Origin of the sequence: Serratia sp. EWG9 (genome assembly GCF_019913725.1) — a bacterium.
Lineage (GTDB): Bacteria > Pseudomonadota > Gammaproteobacteria > Enterobacterales > Enterobacteriaceae > Serratia > Serratia ureilytica.
The window spans coordinates 524,530-540,460 of record NZ_JADNRO010000002.1; the positions used below are offsets into that span (position 1 = coordinate 524,530).

Annotated in this window: 17 protein-coding genes; 9 read left to right on the plus strand and 8 right to left on the minus strand. The window is 59.7% G+C overall.

Annotated elements, in window-relative coordinates:
• Positions 1–19: 19 nt before the first annotated feature.
• The 3 genes from ITX55_RS07860 to ITX55_RS07870 all read right to left on the minus strand — a co-directional run bounded on the left by ITX55_RS07860 (position 20) and on the right by ITX55_RS07870 (position 2,330).
• Positions 20–742 carry an amino acid ABC transporter ATP-binding protein gene (locus tag ITX55_RS07860; RefSeq protein WP_042783703.1) on the minus strand — a complete coding sequence of 241 codons (723 nt, stop codon included), beginning with the start codon at positions 740–742 and terminating at the stop codon, positions 20–22.
• Positions 726–1,445, minus strand: a complete 720-nt coding sequence (locus tag ITX55_RS07865; RefSeq protein WP_042706788.1) for an amino acid ABC transporter permease — start codon at positions 1,443–1,445, stop codon at positions 726–728. The genes ITX55_RS07860 and ITX55_RS07865 overlap by 17 nt, the downstream gene beginning before the upstream one ends.
• Before the next feature lie 114 nt (positions 1,446–1,559).
• Positions 1,560–2,330, minus strand: coding sequence for a basic amino acid ABC transporter substrate-binding protein (locus tag ITX55_RS07870; RefSeq protein WP_047572629.1), 771 nt, complete (start codon positions 2,328–2,330; stop codon positions 1,560–1,562).
• 403 nt (positions 2,331–2,733) lie between these two features.
• Between ITX55_RS07870 and ftsB the strand changes: the two genes are divergently transcribed.
• From ftsB to rpoS, 8 genes are all read left to right on the plus strand, one after another.
• On the plus strand, positions 2,734–3,054 hold the full coding sequence (gene ftsB / locus ITX55_RS07875) for a cell division protein FtsB (protein ID WP_016929043.1): 321 nt from the start codon (positions 2,734–2,736) through the stop codon (positions 3,052–3,054).
• 3 nt (positions 3,055–3,057) lie between these two features.
• Entirely contained in the window at positions 3,058–3,765 is a 708-nt protein-coding gene (ispD, locus tag ITX55_RS07880; RefSeq protein WP_108680191.1) for a 2-C-methyl-D-erythritol 4-phosphate cytidylyltransferase, read from the plus strand.
• 10 nt (positions 3,766–3,775) lie between these two features.
• Positions 3,776–4,249, plus strand: coding sequence for a 2-C-methyl-D-erythritol 2,4-cyclodiphosphate synthase (ispF, locus tag ITX55_RS07885; RefSeq protein ID WP_004932594.1), 474 nt, complete (start codon positions 3,776–3,778; stop codon positions 4,247–4,249).
• Positions 4,250–4,253: 4 nt separating this feature from the next.
• A complete protein-coding gene (truD, locus tag ITX55_RS07890; RefSeq protein ID WP_033641888.1) occupies positions 4,254–5,300 on the plus strand; it encodes a tRNA pseudouridine(13) synthase TruD in 1,047 nt (348 codons plus the stop codon).
• Positions 5,281–6,042 carry a 5'/3'-nucleotidase SurE gene (surE, locus tag ITX55_RS07895; RefSeq protein ID WP_033641889.1) on the plus strand — a complete coding sequence of 254 codons (762 nt, stop codon included), beginning with the start codon at positions 5,281–5,283 and terminating at the stop codon, positions 6,040–6,042. The genes truD and surE overlap by 20 nt, the downstream gene beginning before the upstream one ends.
• Positions 6,036–6,662: a protein-L-isoaspartate(D-aspartate) O-methyltransferase gene (locus ITX55_RS07900; protein WP_004932585.1), complete on the plus strand. Its 627-nt coding sequence runs from the start codon at positions 6,036–6,038 to the stop codon at positions 6,660–6,662. Before surE ends, ITX55_RS07900 begins: the two co-directional genes overlap by 7 nt.
• Positions 6,663–6,987: 325 nt before the next feature.
• Entirely contained in the window at positions 6,988–7,983 is a 996-nt protein-coding gene (gene nlpD / locus ITX55_RS07905; protein ID WP_182074321.1) for a murein hydrolase activator NlpD, read from the plus strand.
• A gap of 54 nt (positions 7,984–8,037) precedes the next feature.
• The gene (rpoS, locus tag ITX55_RS07910) at positions 8,038–9,036 is read left to right on the plus strand and encodes an RNA polymerase sigma factor RpoS (RefSeq protein WP_019455119.1); all 999 of its coding nucleotides are present in this window, start codon (positions 8,038–8,040) and stop codon (positions 9,034–9,036) included.
• A gap of 79 nt (positions 9,037–9,115) precedes the next feature.
• On the opposite strand, the gene mutS is transcribed toward rpoS, so the two are convergent.
• On the minus strand, positions 9,116–11,671 hold the full coding sequence (gene mutS, locus ITX55_RS07915) for a DNA mismatch repair protein MutS (RefSeq protein ID WP_108682250.1): 2,556 nt from the start codon (positions 11,669–11,671) through the stop codon (positions 9,116–9,118).
• 394 nt (positions 11,672–12,065) lie between these two features.
• Here mutS and ITX55_RS07920 point away from each other — a divergent pair, with 394 nt between their 5' ends.
• Positions 12,066–12,233, plus strand: coding sequence for a hypothetical protein (locus tag ITX55_RS07920; protein ID WP_162882342.1), 168 nt, complete (start codon positions 12,066–12,068; stop codon positions 12,231–12,233).
• Here ITX55_RS07920 and ITX55_RS07925 read toward each other — a convergent pair.
• From ITX55_RS07925 to ITX55_RS07940, 4 genes are all read right to left on the minus strand, one after another.
• The gene (locus tag ITX55_RS07925) at positions 12,230–12,847 is read right to left on the minus strand and encodes a Fic family protein (protein WP_089191196.1); all 618 of its coding nucleotides are present in this window, start codon (positions 12,845–12,847) and stop codon (positions 12,230–12,232) included. The genes ITX55_RS07920 and ITX55_RS07925 overlap by 4 nt on opposite strands.
• Positions 12,848–13,041: 194 nt before the next feature.
• Positions 13,042–14,034, minus strand: coding sequence for a hypothetical protein (locus tag ITX55_RS07930; protein ID WP_234415000.1), 993 nt, complete (start codon positions 14,032–14,034; stop codon positions 13,042–13,044).
• Between the two features lie 30 nt (positions 14,035–14,064).
• Positions 14,065–15,036: an aldo/keto reductase gene (locus tag ITX55_RS07935; protein ID WP_108680193.1), complete on the minus strand. Its 972-nt coding sequence runs from the start codon at positions 15,034–15,036 to the stop codon at positions 14,065–14,067.
• A 12-nt stretch (positions 15,037–15,048) separates the two neighbouring features.
• A complete protein-coding gene (locus ITX55_RS07940; RefSeq protein WP_049866646.1) occupies positions 15,049–15,849 on the minus strand; it encodes an SDR family NAD(P)-dependent oxidoreductase in 801 nt (266 codons plus the stop codon).
• Between the last annotated feature and the right edge of the window lie 82 nt (positions 15,850–15,931).

Sequence of the window (15,931 nt, forward strand, 5' to 3'; positions counted from 1 at the left end):
TGCAAAGCCGTGCCGAAGGTTACAAAACTTTGCTCAAAAATGCCTGAGTGCGCGGATTGGACGGGTGACTGAAGATCTGCTGCGGCTGCCCCTCTTCCTGAATGATCCCCTGATCGATAAACAGTACCCGGTCGGCCACCTCGCGGGCAAAGCCCATCTCATGCGTGACGACCACCATGGTCATGCCCTCATGGGCCAGCGATTTCATCACCGCCAACACTTCGCCCACCAGCTCCGGATCGAGCGCGGAGGTCGGTTCGTCGAACAGCATGATTTTCGGCTCCATCGCCAGCGCGCGGGCGATCGCTACCCGCTGCTGCTGGCCGCCGGACAGGCTGTTGGGATAGGCGTCGATTTTGTCGAGCAGGCCGACCTTGCGCAGCAGCTGTTCCGCTTGCGCGATGGCTTCGGCGCGCGGCAGTTTTTTCACGCTGACCGGCGCCATGATGATGTTTTCCAACACCGTCATGTGCGGGAACAGGTTAAAGCGTTGGAACACCATGCCCACGCTTTCACGCATCTTGTTCAGGTCGGTTTTCTGATCGTGGACGGCGAAGCCATTCACCTCTATCTCGCCGCCGGAGAGCGTTTCCAGCGCGTTGATGCAGCGCAGGAAGGTGCTTTTACCGGAGCCGGAGGGGCCGATGACGCACACCACTTCGTTGGCGGCGATCCGGCAGGAAATGCCGCGCAGCACGTGGCTTTCACCGAACTGTTTTTGCAGGTTATGTACGCGAATCACTTTTACCGAACCTCTTTTCCATGTGTTGCACCAGCAGCGAGAGCAGGAAGGTGATGACCCAATAGACCAGCGAAATGGTCAGGTAGGGCTCCCAATAGGTGGCGTAGGCGCCGGAGACGGTGCGGGCGGCATAGGCCAGATCCGCCAGGCCGATGGCGGAGGCCAGCGACGAATCCTTGACGATGGCGATGGCGTTGTTGCCCAGCGGCGGCAGCATGCGCCGGAAGGCTTGCGGCAAGATAACCTGTCGCATGGTCTTGCCGTAGCTCATGCCCAACGAGCGGGATGCTTCCATCTGGCCGCGGTCGATCGATTGGATCCCGGCGCGGAAGATCTCCGACACATAGGCGCCGGCGTTGAGCGTGATCGCCACCACGCAGGAGAGAAAGGCGCCGTAGTCGGCGCGCAGCGCGCGGGCGAAGTCGACGCTCATCAGGCCGCTGGTGACCAGCAGGCCGTCGCGCGGGTTGATGAACAGCGGCACCAGCGCAAAGTGTACCACCATGATCTGCACGAACAGCGGGGTGCCGCGAAAGGCGCTGATGTAGATACGTACCGGCCACTGAACGCCGTAATGCAGGATGGGTTTCCAGATGCCGTGCGGCGCCTGCGCCAAGCGCCCCAGACCGAGGATCAATCCCCAGGTGGTGCCCAGCAGCACGCAGATAATGGTGCATTTGATGGTCATCCAGGCGCCTTCCATAAACAGCGGCGCGTATTCCTGGATGATCTCCCAGCGGAAGTTCAAAGGGTATTCCTTCTTGGTATGCTGAAACGGTGGCGCGCCGACGGCCTTGCGGGCGCCGGCGGCAGGGCATTATTCCGCCGGCAGCGTCGGTACGTTGCTGTCGAACCAGGCTTGGTAGATCTTGGCGTAGGTGCCGTCGGCGATGATTTTCTTCAGGCCGGCGTTGATTTTGTTGCGCAGCTCATCGTTGCCTTTGGCGACGGCGATGCCGAAATACTGACGTTCGAACTTGGCGTCGGGCACCAGCTTGAAGGCTTTCTCAGGGTGGGTTTTGATATAGAACTTGGCCACACCGACGTCGCCGACCGCTGCGCCGATGCCGTCTTCATACAGCTCTTGCAGCATCAGCGGGGTATTGTCGAAGCGTTTGATGGCGGTGCTGTTTTTGCCCAGCGCGTCGGACACCACGATGTCGCCGGTGCTGGAGTTCACCACGCCGACCTTCAGCGCTTTCAATGCGGCAATGGAGTCTACCTTCGAGTCTTGCGGCACCACGATGGCCTGCTCTGCCGGGAAGTAAGGCGCAGAAAAATCAACCATTTGTTTGCGTTTATCGGTGATGGTGATGCCGGAGATGATGATATCGCGATCGCCGGAATTCAGCGTGGCGAAGATCCCTTCCCACGGCGTATTGATCAGTTTTATCTGGAAACCTTCGGCCTTGGCTACCGCTTTGATAATGTCGATGTCGAAACCTTCCAGCTGCTTTTGGCTGTTTTCAAACTCGAACGGCCGATAGGTGCCGCCGGAGCCGACGACGTAGGTAGGTTCAGCCGCCAACACGGCGGTGGAGAAGGTGGCGGCCAGGCAGGCGCCGATCAGAACTAAACGTTTTAACATCGCGATCCCCGATAATGAATGGTTATATATTGGAATTATTTATGCACTATGAGTGCATAAAAATAAGCTTCAATGAATGAAAGTGCAACCACTGCATGAGGATTATTCTTTCTATGGTGTTAAATATTCACTTCTTGCTTTGCCTTGGCGTAAGCGACGGGTCAGGATGCGATGGTGCAGTGATTCTTGCTGCATAATGGAGGAAGGGCAGTGTGTGTATCAGCGGAAAACGCGGCGCGCGCGCCGGACTAAAGCGGCTTTTTTTGCCGCTTTCGCAGCGGAATTAGGCGCTGAACACGGGAATCCTTCATCCGTATTCTGAATTTGGCGTTGAAATGCCGCTCTCAGTGTGGAGTCCAACGAGAAGTTGTGGGATGATTGGTCGGTTTTTCAGGGGGCGGAGATGGGAAAACTTACGCTGCTATTGCTGGCATTGCTCGGTTGGTTACAGTATTCACTGTGGCTGGGCAAAAATGGTATTCACGATTACGTGCGGGTCAATGAAGACGTTGCGGTTCAACAGGGCAACAACGCGAAGTTGAAAGCGCGTAACGATCAGCTGTTTGCCGAAATCGATGATTTGAACGGCGGTCAGGAAGCGATCGAAGAGCGAGCGCGTAATGAGCTGGGCATGATCAAGCCCGGTGAGACTTTCTATCGTCTGGTTCCTGACCAATCCAGACGCAACGCGGCGTCTTCCTCGCAAAATAACGCACAAAAATAACGCATGAATCACTCCGCAGGCACCTTTCCCTCGGTGATTGCCGTCCTGCCCGCTGCCGGTATCGGCAGCCGCATGCAGGCGGAATGCCCGAAGCAATATTTAACCATCGGCCGGCACAGCATCGTCGAACACGCTATCCATGCCCTGTTGCGTCACCCGCGCATTGAACGGGTGATCGTGGCGATCGGCCTGGAAGATCGTCAGTTCGAACGGCTGCCCATCGCTCAGGATCCGCGGGTGACCGTCACCGAGGGCGGCAAACAGCGCGCCGATTCGGTGATGGCCGGGCTGAAACTGGCGGGTGATGCGGACTGGGTGCTGGTGCACGACGCTGCGCGCCCCTGTCTGCACGCCGACGATCTCGAGCGCCTGTTGGCGATCACCGCACACAGCAAGGTGGGCGGCATTCTCGCCGCGCCGGTGCGCGACACCATGAAGCGCGCCGAACCCGGCCGCGACACCATCGCCCACACCGTTGAACGGCAGGATCTGTGGCATGCGCTGACGCCGCAGCTGTTTCCGCTGCCGCTGCTCAAGCAGTGCCTGCAGCGCGCGCTGGATGAAGGCGCAAACGTCACCGACGAAGCCTCGGCGCTGGAGCATTGCGGTTATCATCCGCTGCTGATCGCCGGCCGGGCGGATAACATTAAAGTAACGCGGCCGGAGGATTTGGCGCTGGCGGCGTTCTATTTGACTCAGTTGGACAATTAAGGAGCGCACCATGCGTATCGGTCACGGTTTTGACGTACATAAATTCGGCGGCGAAGGCCCGTTGGTGATCGGCGGTGTTCGCATCCCTTACGACAAAGGCTTGTTGGCCCACTCCGACGGCGACGTTGCGCTGCACGCCGCGACCGACGCCTTGCTGGGCGCGGCGGCGCTGGGCGATATCGGCAAGCTGTTCCCCGATACCGATCCGGCCTTCAAGGGCGCGGACAGCCGCGAGCTGCTGCGCGAAGCCTGGAAGCGCATCCGCGCCAAAGGGTACCGCCTCGGCAACCTCGACATCACGATTATTGCCCAGGCGCCGAAAATGGCGCCGCACATCCCGCAGATGCGCGTCTTCCTGGCGGAAGATCTGCAGTGCCATATGGATGACGTCAACGTGAAGGCCACGACCACCGAGCAGCTCGGCTTCACCGGGCGCGGCGAGGGCATCGCCTGCGAAGCGGTCGCCTTGCTGATCAAGGAATAACCGCATGGATATGGCGAATCTGACCTGGCTGCATGGCCAGCCGCAGAGCACCGGGGTGTTGAAAGCCAATCCGGAAGACTTCGTGGTGGTGGAAGACCTGGGCTTTGCGCCGGACGGCGAAGGCGAGCATGTGCTGGTGAACATCCGTAAAAACGGCTGCAATACCCAGTTCGTGGCCGACTATCTGGCGCGCTTCGCCGGTATTCACGCCCGTTCCGTCAGCTATGCGGGCTTGAAGGATCGCCACGCGGTGACCGAACAGTGGTTCTGCCTGCATATGCCGGGCAAAGACACGCCGGATTTCTCACAGTTTGCGCTGGAAGGCTGCGAGGTGCTCTCGTTCGCCCGCCACCTGCGCAAAATGCGCATCGGCAATCTGAAGGGCAACCACTTTACGCTGGTGCTGCGCCAGATTTCCGATCGTCAGGACGTTGAGCGCCGCCTGCAGGCTATCGCCGCGCAGGGCGTGCCAAACTATTTCGGCAGCCAACGCTTCGGCCGCGGCGGCAACAATCTGGTGATGGCACGCCGCTGGGCGAACGACGAAATCCGCGTTAAAGAGCGCAGCAAGCGCAGCTTCTACCTTTCCGCCAGCCGCAGTGCGCTGTTCAATCTGATAGCCGGCCGGCGCCTGGCCGACGGCCTGCAGCGCACCGTGCTGGAAGGGGATGCCCTGCAGTTGAGCGGCCGCGGTAGCTGGTTCGTCGCCAAAGCCGATGAGCTGGAGACGTTGCAACAGCGGCTGGATGCCGGCGAGCTGGCGATCACGGCCTCCTTGCCGGGCGACGGAGAGCCAGGCACCGCCGGCCAAGCCTTGGCTTTTGAACAACAATGCTTGGCGGAACAACCGGAATTGCTTACGCTTTTAAAGCGCGAGCGTGTCGAACCCGCTCGCCGGGCCCTGCTGTTGCAGCCGCAAAATTTGCAGTGGAACTGGTGGGATGACGTTACCGTGGAACTGCGCTTCTGGCTGCCGGCAGGCAGCTTTGCTACCAGCGTGGTTCGCGAAATCATGCAGCAGGATAACAGTGATGCGGATATTGCTGAGTAACGATGACGGCGTCAGCGCCCCAGGCATTCAGGTGCTGGCGGCGGCGCTGCGGGAGTTTGCCGAGGTGCAGGTCGTGGCGCCGGATCGTAACCGCAGCGGTTCTTCCAATGCCCTGACGCTGGAGTCGCCGCTGCGCACGCAGACGCTGGCCAACGGCGATATCGCGGTGCTGCAGGGGACGCCGACCGACTGCGTTTATCTTGGCGTCAACGCATTGATGCGCCCTGCGCCGGATATCGTGGTCTCCGGCATTAACGCCGGACCGAATTTAGGTGATGACGTCATCTATTCCGGCACCGTCGCGGCGGCGATGGAGGGCCGGCACCTGGGGCTGCCCGCGCTGGCGGTGTCGCTGAACGGTCACCAACACTACGCGACTGCAGCGGCCATTACCTGCCGCATCTTGCGTGCGCTGCAGCGTGAACCGTTACGCACCGGAAAAATCCTGAATATCAACGTGCCGGATTTGCCGCTGGCGGAGATCAAAGGCCTGCGCGTCACTCGCTGTGGCAGCCGCCATCCCGCCGATAAGGTCTTCTGCCAGCAGGATCCGCGTGGACAAAATCTCTACTGGATCGGGCCGCCTGGTGATAAATTTGATGTCGGGCCGGATACCGACTTTGCGGCGGTGGAACAAGGCTATGTGGCGATCACGCCGCTACAGGTGGATCTGACCGCCTACGCGGCGCAGGAAGTCGTGAAAACATGGTTAACCAAGGCAGAGGTTAGCGGGGAATGGTGAACAAGCGTATGCAAACATTGCTGACGCAGCTGCGTCAGCAAGGGATCCGGGACGAAAAGCTGCTGCGAGCGATCGAAGCGGTGCCGCGCGAGCGTTTTGTCGACGAAGCGCTGGATCATAAAGCCTACGAAAACACTGCATTACCGATCGGTTCCGGCCAGACTATTTCTCAGCCTTATATGGTGGCGCGGATGACCGAGCTGCTGAATCTGAAGCCTACTTCACGGGTGCTTGAGATCGGCACCGGTTCCGGTTATCAAACCGCCATCCTGGCGCATCTGGTGCAACACGTTTGTTCCGTCGAGCGCATCAAGGGGCTGCAGTGGCAGGCCAAGCGCCGCCTGAAGCAGCTCGACCTTCATAATGTTTCCACTCGCCACGGCGACGGCTGGCAGGGCTGGGCGTCGCGCGGCCCGTTCGATGCGATCATCGTCACTGCCGCGCCGCCGGAGATCCCGCAGGCGCTGGTTGAGCAGTTGGACGACGGCGGCATTTTGGTGTTGCCGGTGGGCGAGCAGGCCCAAACCCTCAAACGCATTCAGCGCCATGGCAACGATTTCGTGGTCGACGCGGTAGAGGCGGTGCGCTTTGTGCCGCTGGTGAAAGGCGAATTGGCCTAGCGATTGTCTGATTTTTCGACCGTCTGAAAAATCTGTTGCACTTTCATCACGTGCGGATAAGGTTTTCTCGTTCCAATCAGGCTAATTTTCACTAGAATTGGCCTTTCTACGTAGTTGTCTTATGGTGCGGTGACGCCAATGTGGTTAGCATTGGCGCGCGTTTTGATGCTCCGGCGGGAGATGACCTGGCGTTCAGGGATCGGCCGGCGGCGCCTTTACATCGCAGAAACTGGGAAGTGGCAAAAGCTCGGCTACGATGTAAAGGGTATTTTGGATATATCACTGATATTGCTGTCATGGGGGAAGCATGAGCACGGGAAGCCCAATGATTACGTTACGCCGGGTTGCGGTGTGTACGATGGTAAGTTTGTGGTTGGCGGGTTGTACAAACACGGCCTCGACGTCAGCCCCTATCAGCAGCGTGGGCGGCGGCGCCGTTCCATCCGGCAATAATAATGGCGGAGCGCAGCAGGCCAGCCCAGAGGGCCGCATTGTCTATAACCGCAGTTATAACGCTATCCCTAAAGGGAGCTACAGCGGCGGCGACACCTATACGGTCAAGCGCGGTGATACGCTGTTTTACATCGCCTGGATCACCGGCAACGATTTCCGCGACCTGGCGCAGCGCAACAATATTCCCGAGCCTTACAGCCTGAATGTTGGCCAAACCATTCAACTTGGTAATGGTTCTGCCAATGGCGGCGGCGGTATGCTGGCGACGACTGACGCGACCAAAGGCGGTGTTCCGAAGCCACCTTCCAGCGCCCAGATCCAGACGGCAACGGTTGATTCTCAATCAACTAACGCGTATTCTGAAAACTCGGGTAAACAGAATGTAGGTAAGATGTTACCTGCAGCGGGCGCCGCAGCGGTTGGGACCGCGACTGCGCCTGTTACCGCACCGGAAGCCGCTCCACCAGTGAGCAGCACCGTCAGCAACAGCGCTCCGGTCAGTACCTGGAGATGGCCGACTGACGGCAAGATTATTGATAACTTTTCCTCATCAGAAGGTGGGAATAAGGGCGTCGATATCGCCGGTTCCCGTGGGCAGCCTATCTTCGCTACCGCCGATGGTCGCGTAGTGTATGCAGGCAACGCTTTACGGGGTTACGGTAATCTAATCATCATCAAACATAATGATGATTACCTGAGCGCCTACGCTCATAACGACACAATGCTGGTCCGGGAACAACAAGAAGTGAAGGCGGGTCAAAAAATAGCCACCATGGGTAGCTCCGGTACCAGTTCAGTACGTTTGCATTTTGAAATTCGTTACAAGGGGAAATCCGTAAACCCGCTGCGTTATCTTCCGCAGCGATAGATTGGGCAGAATACGCTGAGATTCTGCTCGCGGTATCACGGGTAGGAGCAGCATATGAGCCAAAATACGCTGAAAGTTAACGAGTTACATGATGATGCGGATTTCGACGAGAATGGAGCTGAGGCTGAGTCGTTTGATGAAAAAGCGCTGGTAGAAGAAGAGGCCAGTGAGAACGATTTAGCGGAAGAAGAGCTGTTGTCTCAAGGCGTTACGCAACGCGTATTGGATGCGACGCAGCTCTATCTGGGTGAGATCGGTTATTCACCTCTGTTGACCGCAGAGGAAGAGGTCTATTTTGCGCGGCGTGCTCTGCGCGGTGACGTGCCGTCCCGCCGTCGCATGATTGAAAGCAACCTGCGGCTGGTGGTGAAAATCGCCCGCCGCTACAGCAACCGCGGTCTGGCGCTGCTGGATCTGATCGAAGAGGGTAACCTCGGTCTGATCCGCGCGGTGGAAAAATTCGACCCGGAACGCGGTTTCCGTTTCTCCACTTACGCAACCTGGTGGATCCGTCAGACGATTGAACGGGCGATCATGAACCAAACCCGCACCATTCGTTTGCCTATCCATATCGTCAAAGAACTGAATGTTTATCTGCGCACCGCGCGCGAGCTTTCCCATAAACTGGATCATGAACCGAGCGCTGAAGAGATTGCCGAGCAACTCGACAAGCCGGTGGATGACGTCAGCCGCATGCTGCGCCTGAATGAGCGCATCACCTCGGTGGATACGCCGCTGGGCGGGGATTCGGAGAAAGCGTTGCTGGACATTCTGGCCGACGAGAAGGACAACGGGCCTGAAGACACCACGCAAGACGACGATATGAAGCAAAGCATCGTCAAATGGCTGTTCGAACTGAACGCCAAACAGCGTGAAGTGTTGGCGCGTCGTTTCGGCCTGCTGGGCTATGAAGCGGCGACGCTGGAAGACGTGGGCCGGGAGATTGGCCTGACGCGTGAACGCGTCCGTCAGATTCAGGTTGAAGGTCTGCGTCGTCTGCGTGAGATTCTGCAGATGCAGGGCCTGAGCATTGAGGCGCTGTTCCGCGAATAACGCCGGTTGTTGAACCGCATCAAATAAAAACGGTGAGCATGATGCTCACCGTTTTTTTATGCCCGCGTTTGACGTCTGACTACACCATATTTTTCAGCCGGTAGATCCATTCCAGCGCCTGGCGCGGCGACAGGGAATCCGGATCCAGCGCCTCCAGGGCTTCTACTGCCGGCGAAGTCTCTTCCTGCAACAGCGTCATCTGGGTGGCATCAACGCTGCCCGACGCGGTGTGGCTGGAGATGGATTCCAGCTCGCGCAGCTTTTGGCGGGCGCGCTTGATGACGTCGCGCGGCACGCCGGCTAGCGCGGCGACCGCCAGGCCATAGCTTTTGCTGGCGGCACCGTCCTGCACGCTGTGCATAAAAGCGATGGTGTCGCCGTGCTCAAGCGCGTCCAGATGCACATTGACCACGCCTTCCATTTTTTCCTGCAGCGTCGTCAGCTCGAAGTAGTGGGTGGCGAACAGCGTCATCGCTTTGATGCGGTTGGCCAGGTTCTCGGCGCAGGCCCAGGCCAGCGACAGGCCGTCGTAGGTGGAGGTGCCACGGCCGATTTCATCCATCAACACCAGGCTGTGCTCGGTGGCGTTGTGAAGAATATTGGCGGTTTCGGTCATCTCCACCATGAAGGTGGAACGGCCGGAAGCCAGATCGTCCGCCGCGCCGACGCGGGTGAAGATGCGATCCACCGGGCCGATGGTGGCTTTGGCCGCCGGAACGTAGCTGCCGATGTGCGCCATCAGCACAATCAGCGCCGTTTGCCGCATATAGGTACTTTTACCGCCCATGTTCGGGCCGGTGATGATCAGCATGCGGCGCTGTGGCGACAGGGAGAGCGGGTTGGAGATAAACGGTTCGCTCAGCACCTGTTCCACCACCGGGTGGCGGCCTTCGGTAATGCGGATCCCCGGCTGGTCGCTCATGACCGGGCAGGCGTAGTTCAGGGTGTCGGCGCGCTCGGCCAGGTTGGCCAGCACGTCCAGCTCGGCCAGCGCGGCGGCGTTTTGCTGCAGTTCCGCCAGGTGCGGCAGCAGCAGATCGAACAGCTCGTCGTACAGGCTTTTCTCGATCGCCAGCGCTTTGCCCTTGGAGGTGAGTACCTTGTCTTCGTACTCTTTCAATTCCGGGATGATGTAGCGCTCGGCGTTTTTCAGCGTCTGGCGACGTACATAGTGGATCGGCACCAGGTGGCTCTGGCCGCGGCTCACCTGAATATAGTAGCCGTGTACGCCGTTGAAGCCGACCTTGAGCGTATCCAGCCCCAGCTTTTCACGTTCGCGGATCTCCAGCCGATCGAGGTAGTCGCTGGCGCCGTCGGCCAGCGCGCGCCACTCGTCCAGCTCGCTGTTGTAACCGGGGGCGATCACGCCGCCATCGCGCACCAGCACCGGCGGCGATTCAACGATCGCGCGTTCCAGCAGTTCGCGCAGCTCGTCGAACTGGCCTACCTGAGATAGCAGTTGCTGCACATGCGGCGTATCCACATCTTGCAGCACCGCGCGGATGTCCGGCAGTTGCTGGAAAGCATGACGCATGCGGGCCAGATCGCGTGGCCGCGCGGTGCGCAGCGCCAGGCGCGCCAAAATTCGCTCCTGATCGCCCACCTGGCGCAGCGAAGGCTGCAGATCGGCGAACCGTTCCTGCAATGCGCCGATCGCCTGCTGGCGGGCGGTCAGCACCTTGATGTCTCGGGTCGGCATGTGCAGCCAGCGTTTCAGCATGCGGCTGCCCATCGGCGTGACTGTGCGATCGAGGATCGCCGCCAGCGTGTTGTCGCTGCCGCCGGACAGGCTCTGCGTCAGCTCCAGGTTGCGGCGGGTGGCGGCGTCCATGATGATGCCGTCCTGCTGACGCTCCATGGTGATGCCGCGAATGTGCGGCAGCGAAGTGCGCTGGGTATCTTTCACGTACTGCAACAGACAGCCGGCGGCGCGCAGCGCCTGATGCGCCTGCTCGACGCCGAAGCCGGTCAAATCGCGGGTGCCGAACTGCAGGTTGAGTTGTTGGCGTGCGGTCTCCAGTTCGAATTCCCACAGCGGACGGCGGCGCAGGCCGTGGCGCTGCTCGATCAGCGCCATTTGTTCGAAGGTTTCCGGGTAGAGCAGCTCGGCCGGATTGGTGCGCTGCAGCTCGGCGGCCATGGTCTCTAGATCCTGCGGTTCAGCGACGCGGAAGCGGCCGGAGCTCACGTCCAGCGTGGCGTAACCGAAGCCGCGCGCATCCTGCCAGATCGCCGCCAGCAGGTTGTCCTGGCGCTCTTGCAGTAGCGCTTCGTCGGTGATGGTGCCGGGGGTGACGATGCGTACCACTTTGCGCTCGACCGGCCCTTTACTGGTGGCCGGATCGCCGATCTGTTCACAGATGGCGACGGATTCGCCGAGTTGAACCAGCTTGGCCAGGTAGTTCTCCACCGCGTGGTGCGGTACGCCGGCCATCGGGATCGGCTCGCCCGCCGAGGCGCCGCGTTTGGTCAGCGAGATATCCAGCAGTTGGGAAGCGCGCTTGGCGTCGTCGTAAAACAGCTCGTAGAAGTCGCCCATGCGGTAGAACAGCAGGATTTCAGGATGCTGGGCCTTGAGGCGCAGGTACTGCTGCATCATCGGCGTGTGCGAATCGAGTTTATCGGTGCTATTCATGCGATTATTTTTCCAATCCATTGAATGTAAAGGGAACTGTGATTTTCATTGTCGTCATTCGCTATCACATTGTTTCAGCAGGCGTCGCCCCACTCAGCGCTTGGCGGGCGGCGCAAATCAAATCATCAAAACGCCAAACGGCGCGCTCAAACCTGAGGTTTGCACAGACGCTTATACTAGCCCAGCGGGCAATCGGCTGTCACAGGTAAAAATGGGAAGCGCTGCGCAAGGCGGGTTTGTAACGCGGCGAGATTGTTGTTCGCCTGCGGGCAACAACGCAAGTGGCCGCCCGGAGTGGTGGTGAAGCTATTGCTCGGGAGTGAGAGGCAAGGGAATGAAGTCCTGTACATTCCTTGATATAATGTCTTCAGCAAATTTGCGAACAGAGGTTGTCATGAGTAACAGCAAAAAAGTGCAGGTGGGTTATGCTAAGCCGTCCCGTACGGACATTGCGCGTTCCGTGGCGACGTCAACGGCGGTTGAAACAGGTCAACCCTCAGCCAGAGTTGAAGCTTCTTTAGAAGAAGCGCGTAAAAAATTTGCTCATTTACGCCTTGCCTAATACCTTCTTAGTGCTTGACTGACCCAGTGTTTCATCGGTTCGTAGTTCATGTTCATACCTGAGTGAATCGCTGAGATATATTGGGCTCTGTTTTGTTCCCAGCTTTGATAATCCAACGGTTTATGCCCGCCCTGAACCGCCATCACATCGGCCAACAGCCGTGACAAACGGCCATTCCCTTCTCTGAAGGGATGTATGAGTATCAGTTCAACATGGATTATTGCAATCGCTTCTATCAGCTGTTCTTCGCTCATGGCTGAGCAAGGTGTGTAACGAGCCAGGTATTCCACCTCGAAATCGTCCAGTAGTTTGGGCAATCGCGTCGAAGGGGCAAACATAAAGCCCCCTTTGCTGATATTGACAGTTCTTGCTTGTCCAGCCCATGCATAGATATTGCCTAACCAGCGGCGATGCCAGCCCTTGATCATCTCGACTGTGATTTTCCCTAACGGAAAATGCTGTTCGAAAACGGAATGGTAGAGCTGTTCCAGCAATACCAATTCGGCATCGTCGAGTTCATTGCTATCGGCAATACCCAGCTTGTTGGCTAGAACTTGCTCGCCGGATTCTTTCTCATATTGGCCTTCGCTGCTGGAAACATGGTATCGGCTCATGCTTACGCTCGGTAAATGAGGCGGGAGATAAGGCAAGTATAATCAGCGATACGCGGCGGAACAATTTAATTAAAATCAGGTTGTTAAGTCAGGATTAATCATAAGTATGATTAATGACATCGAAGTAAATAGTTTCAATTTATTGGATGTTAACGATACAACGCGAGTGGCCGCCCGCTGAGGCGGCGTAGAGGTTATTGCGCGGCGGTGAGAGGCAAGGGCAGTTGATAGATGCGGAAGCTGTCGGGCACTTCGGTTTCATGGCCGGGCAGCAGGCGGTGGCGGATGCGCGACTCGCTGACGAAGGCGCAGCCTTGTGGGGTGATAGTCAGGTTGACCGGCGACTCCATGCCTTCGCGCAAGACCTCAATCCGATGCATGCCGGTCGCTTTTGGCAACGCGATCCGCAGGATCCGCCCTTGGCCGCTCTGGATCCCGTTCTCCAGCACGATCAATGCGCCGTCTGGCGCCAATCCCATTCCGTCCGGGTTTTCAATCAGGCGCGGCAGCTGCATTTCCGTCAGCTGCGGCTTTGGATCGTGATAGCTGAGAGTGTAAAGCTTACCGGTGCCGAAATTGGCGACAGCCATCAGCCGATCGTCGAGCAGCACGATCCCGGCGGCGCCCAGCCCGCTCGGAGCCGCCAACCGCGCATCCTGAAACAGCGTACTGAATGCCGCTTCGCCCGGCCGCAAGCGCAGGATGCCGCCGCCTCGGGTTTCTGTCATGTACACCGTACCGTCTGCGCCGAGCACGATATCGTTGCCCATTTCCCCCGTCGGCAGCGCCAGGCTGCGGTTGAGCGTGCCATCGGCGACGTTCAGCGCATAGATGCGGTTGGCGCACGATTTGCCGCCGGAAAGGAAGTCCGGCGAATTGCCCCATAGCAACCCGCGCCGTTCGTCCAGCCGCAGCGCGTTTGAGGCGAACACCGTGTCAGCGCCAGGGAAAAAGGTTTCCCACGCTTTACCCGGCCGCTTGCGCAGCACGTTGCCGCTGGTGATCAGGCCGACATACAGCGTGCCGTCCGCCGCGCGGGCGATGCCGTTGGGATAAAGCGCGCCGGGCGGCAGCGTCATGCTGCTTTCGGCGCAGTGGGTATTGGCGGCGGCCTGCGCCGGAGTGGTCAGGGGGAGCGCGGCGGCGAGGGTGAACAACGCTGCTCGCGCGGTAAGCGCATATGACATGTCTTCTCTCCTGGAAGGACGGAAAAGGGGCTACCAGCGATCGGGGCGGGCAGCGTGCGCCATCGGCGCCTCCAGCGCGGCCACGTCTTGCGGCGATAAGCTGAGATTGAGCGCCGCCAGCGCATCCTGCAGATGGTGCGGCTTGGACATGCCCACCAGCGGCGACGCCATGCCGGGTTTGGCCAGCAGCCAGGCCAGCGCGATCTGCGCCGGTGGAACGCCGCGCGCGGCCGCCACCTCCGCTACCGCCGCGACGGTGCGTTCCACTTCGTTTCTGCCGCCGTACCAACGGGGCGCCTGTTCGTCGGTGGCGGCGCGCAGCGTGCCGGCGTTGCCGGAACCGGCCAGCACGCCGCGGGCCAGTGGCGACCAGGGCGTCAGGCTGAGCCCCTCCTCCAGACACAGCGGGATCAGCTCCTCTTCATCTTCACGCGTCACCAGGTTGTATTGGCTTTGCAGCGAAATAAACGGCGCCAGGCGGTGCTGACGTTGAAAGGCCAGCATTTTCATCAGGCGCCAGGCGTGCAGCGAGGAGGCGCCGAGATAGCGGATCTTGCCCGCTCGCACCAGGCCGTCGAGGGTGTCGGCGGTTTCTTCGATCGGCGTTTCGGTGTCGAAGCGGTGCAGCACAAACAGATCGAGGTAATCCGTCCCCAACCGCTGCAAAGAGGCGTCGACGCTGTGCAGCAGGTGCTTGCGCGACAGCCCTCGGCTGTTCGGCTGCGCGTCCATCGGAAAGTAGGCCTTGGTGGCGATCACCACGTCTTCGCGGCGGGCGAACGCCTTCAGGGCGCGGCCGAGAATGCGCTCGCTTTCTCCGCCGGAGTAAATGTTGGCGGTATCGAAAAAATTGATGCCCGCTTCCAGCGCTTCGCGGATAAAGGGGCGCGCTTCATCTTCCTTCAGCACCCAGGGGCGCCAGGCCGGATCGCCATAGGTCATGCAGCCCAGGCAGAGACGAGACACTTTCAGGCCGCTGTCGCCAAGCCGAACGTAGTTCATGGCATCGTCTCCTCAGCGCATGCCGGCGATGGTGTAACCGCCGTCCACCAGCAGGCTTTGGCCGGTGATGAAGCGGGCCTCGTCCGTCGCCAACCACAGCGCCACATCGCCGATGTCTTCCGATTCGCCCAGGCGGCCGGCGGGCGTATGGGCGATAAAGGGCGCGAACGCCGCGCTGTCGGCCACGCTGCCGCGCGCCATCGGCGTGTCGATGATGCCGGGGTTGATGTTGTTGACGCGGATGCCCTGGCCGCTGTATTCGAGCGCCACCGCGCGGATCATCGCATCGAGCGCCCCTTTGCTGGCGGAGTAGCTGGATGAGCCGGCCAGCGCGCCGTGGGTCAGCCAGGAGGAGGTGTTGATGATCACGCCGCCCGACCGCTGAGCCAGGAAGGTTTCAATCTCGTATTTCATCGCCAGCCAGACGCCTCTGAGGTTAATGGCAATCACCCGGTCAAAATCCTCGCTGCTCTGTTCGGTGATGGGGGCGAAGTTGCCGATGATGCCGGCGTTGTTGAAAGCGACGTCGAGCCGGCCGTAGTGGGCGGTCACCGCGGCGAGTAGCCGGCGGATATCGTCTTCTTGGGAGACGTCGGTCACGATGGGCAGGGCATCGCCGCCAGCCAGCGCGATATCGCGCGCCGTGGCTTCGATCTCCGCCGCGCGCCGGCCGGCCAGCGCCACGTTGGCGCCTTCGCGGGCATAGGCCAGCGCGGCGGCGCGGCCGATGCCGGTGCCGCCGCCGCTCACCAGTACGACTTTGCCCGCCAGACGGCGCGGCGTTTCATGGGTTGGAGCTGTAGCATTAATCATCGCATCGATACCTGGTAATGGGTTCGATCGCAATGCTATGTTGTTAGATGACGGATAACTATCCGCTAAAAATTCATCTCAC

Coding starts and splice junctions, on each gene's coding strand:
- rpoS (WP_019455119.1), top strand. CDS start 8,038: ATGAGCCAAAATACGCTGAAAGTTAACGAGTTACATGATGATGCGGAT.
- ITX55_RS07940 (WP_049866646.1), bottom strand. CDS start 15,849: ATGATTAATGCTACAGCTCCAACCCATGAAACGCCGCGCCGTCTGGCG.
- ITX55_RS07865 (WP_042706788.1), bottom strand. CDS start 1,445: ATGGAAGGCGCCTGGATGACCATCAAATGCACCATTATCTGCGTGCTG.
- truD (WP_033641888.1), top strand. CDS start 4,254: ATGGATATGGCGAATCTGACCTGGCTGCATGGCCAGCCGCAGAGCACC.
- ITX55_RS07900 (WP_004932585.1), top strand. CDS start 6,036: ATGGTGAACAAGCGTATGCAAACATTGCTGACGCAGCTGCGTCAGCAA.
- ITX55_RS07930 (WP_234415000.1), bottom strand. CDS start 14,034: ATGTCATATGCGCTTACCGCGCGAGCAGCGTTGTTCACCCTCGCCGCC.
- ispF (WP_004932594.1), top strand. CDS start 3,776: ATGCGTATCGGTCACGGTTTTGACGTACATAAATTCGGCGGCGAAGGC.
- surE (WP_033641889.1), top strand. CDS start 5,281: ATGCGGATATTGCTGAGTAACGATGACGGCGTCAGCGCCCCAGGCATT.
- nlpD (WP_182074321.1), top strand. CDS start 6,988: ATGATTACGTTACGCCGGGTTGCGGTGTGTACGATGGTAAGTTTGTGG.
- ITX55_RS07925 (WP_089191196.1), bottom strand. CDS start 12,847: ATGAGCCGATACCATGTTTCCAGCAGCGAAGGCCAATATGAGAAAGAA.
- ftsB (WP_016929043.1), top strand. CDS start 2,734: ATGGGAAAACTTACGCTGCTATTGCTGGCATTGCTCGGTTGGTTACAG.
- ITX55_RS07935 (WP_108680193.1), bottom strand. CDS start 15,036: ATGAACTACGTTCGGCTTGGCGACAGCGGCCTGAAAGTGTCTCGTCTC.
- ITX55_RS07920 (WP_162882342.1), top strand. CDS start 12,066: ATGAGTAACAGCAAAAAAGTGCAGGTGGGTTATGCTAAGCCGTCCCGT.
- ispD (WP_108680191.1), top strand. CDS start 3,058: ATGAATCACTCCGCAGGCACCTTTCCCTCGGTGATTGCCGTCCTGCCC.
- mutS (WP_108682250.1), bottom strand. CDS start 11,671: ATGAATAGCACCGATAAACTCGATTCGCACACGCCGATGATGCAGCAG.
- ITX55_RS07870 (WP_047572629.1), bottom strand. CDS start 2,330: ATGTTAAAACGTTTAGTTCTGATCGGCGCCTGCCTGGCCGCCACCTTC.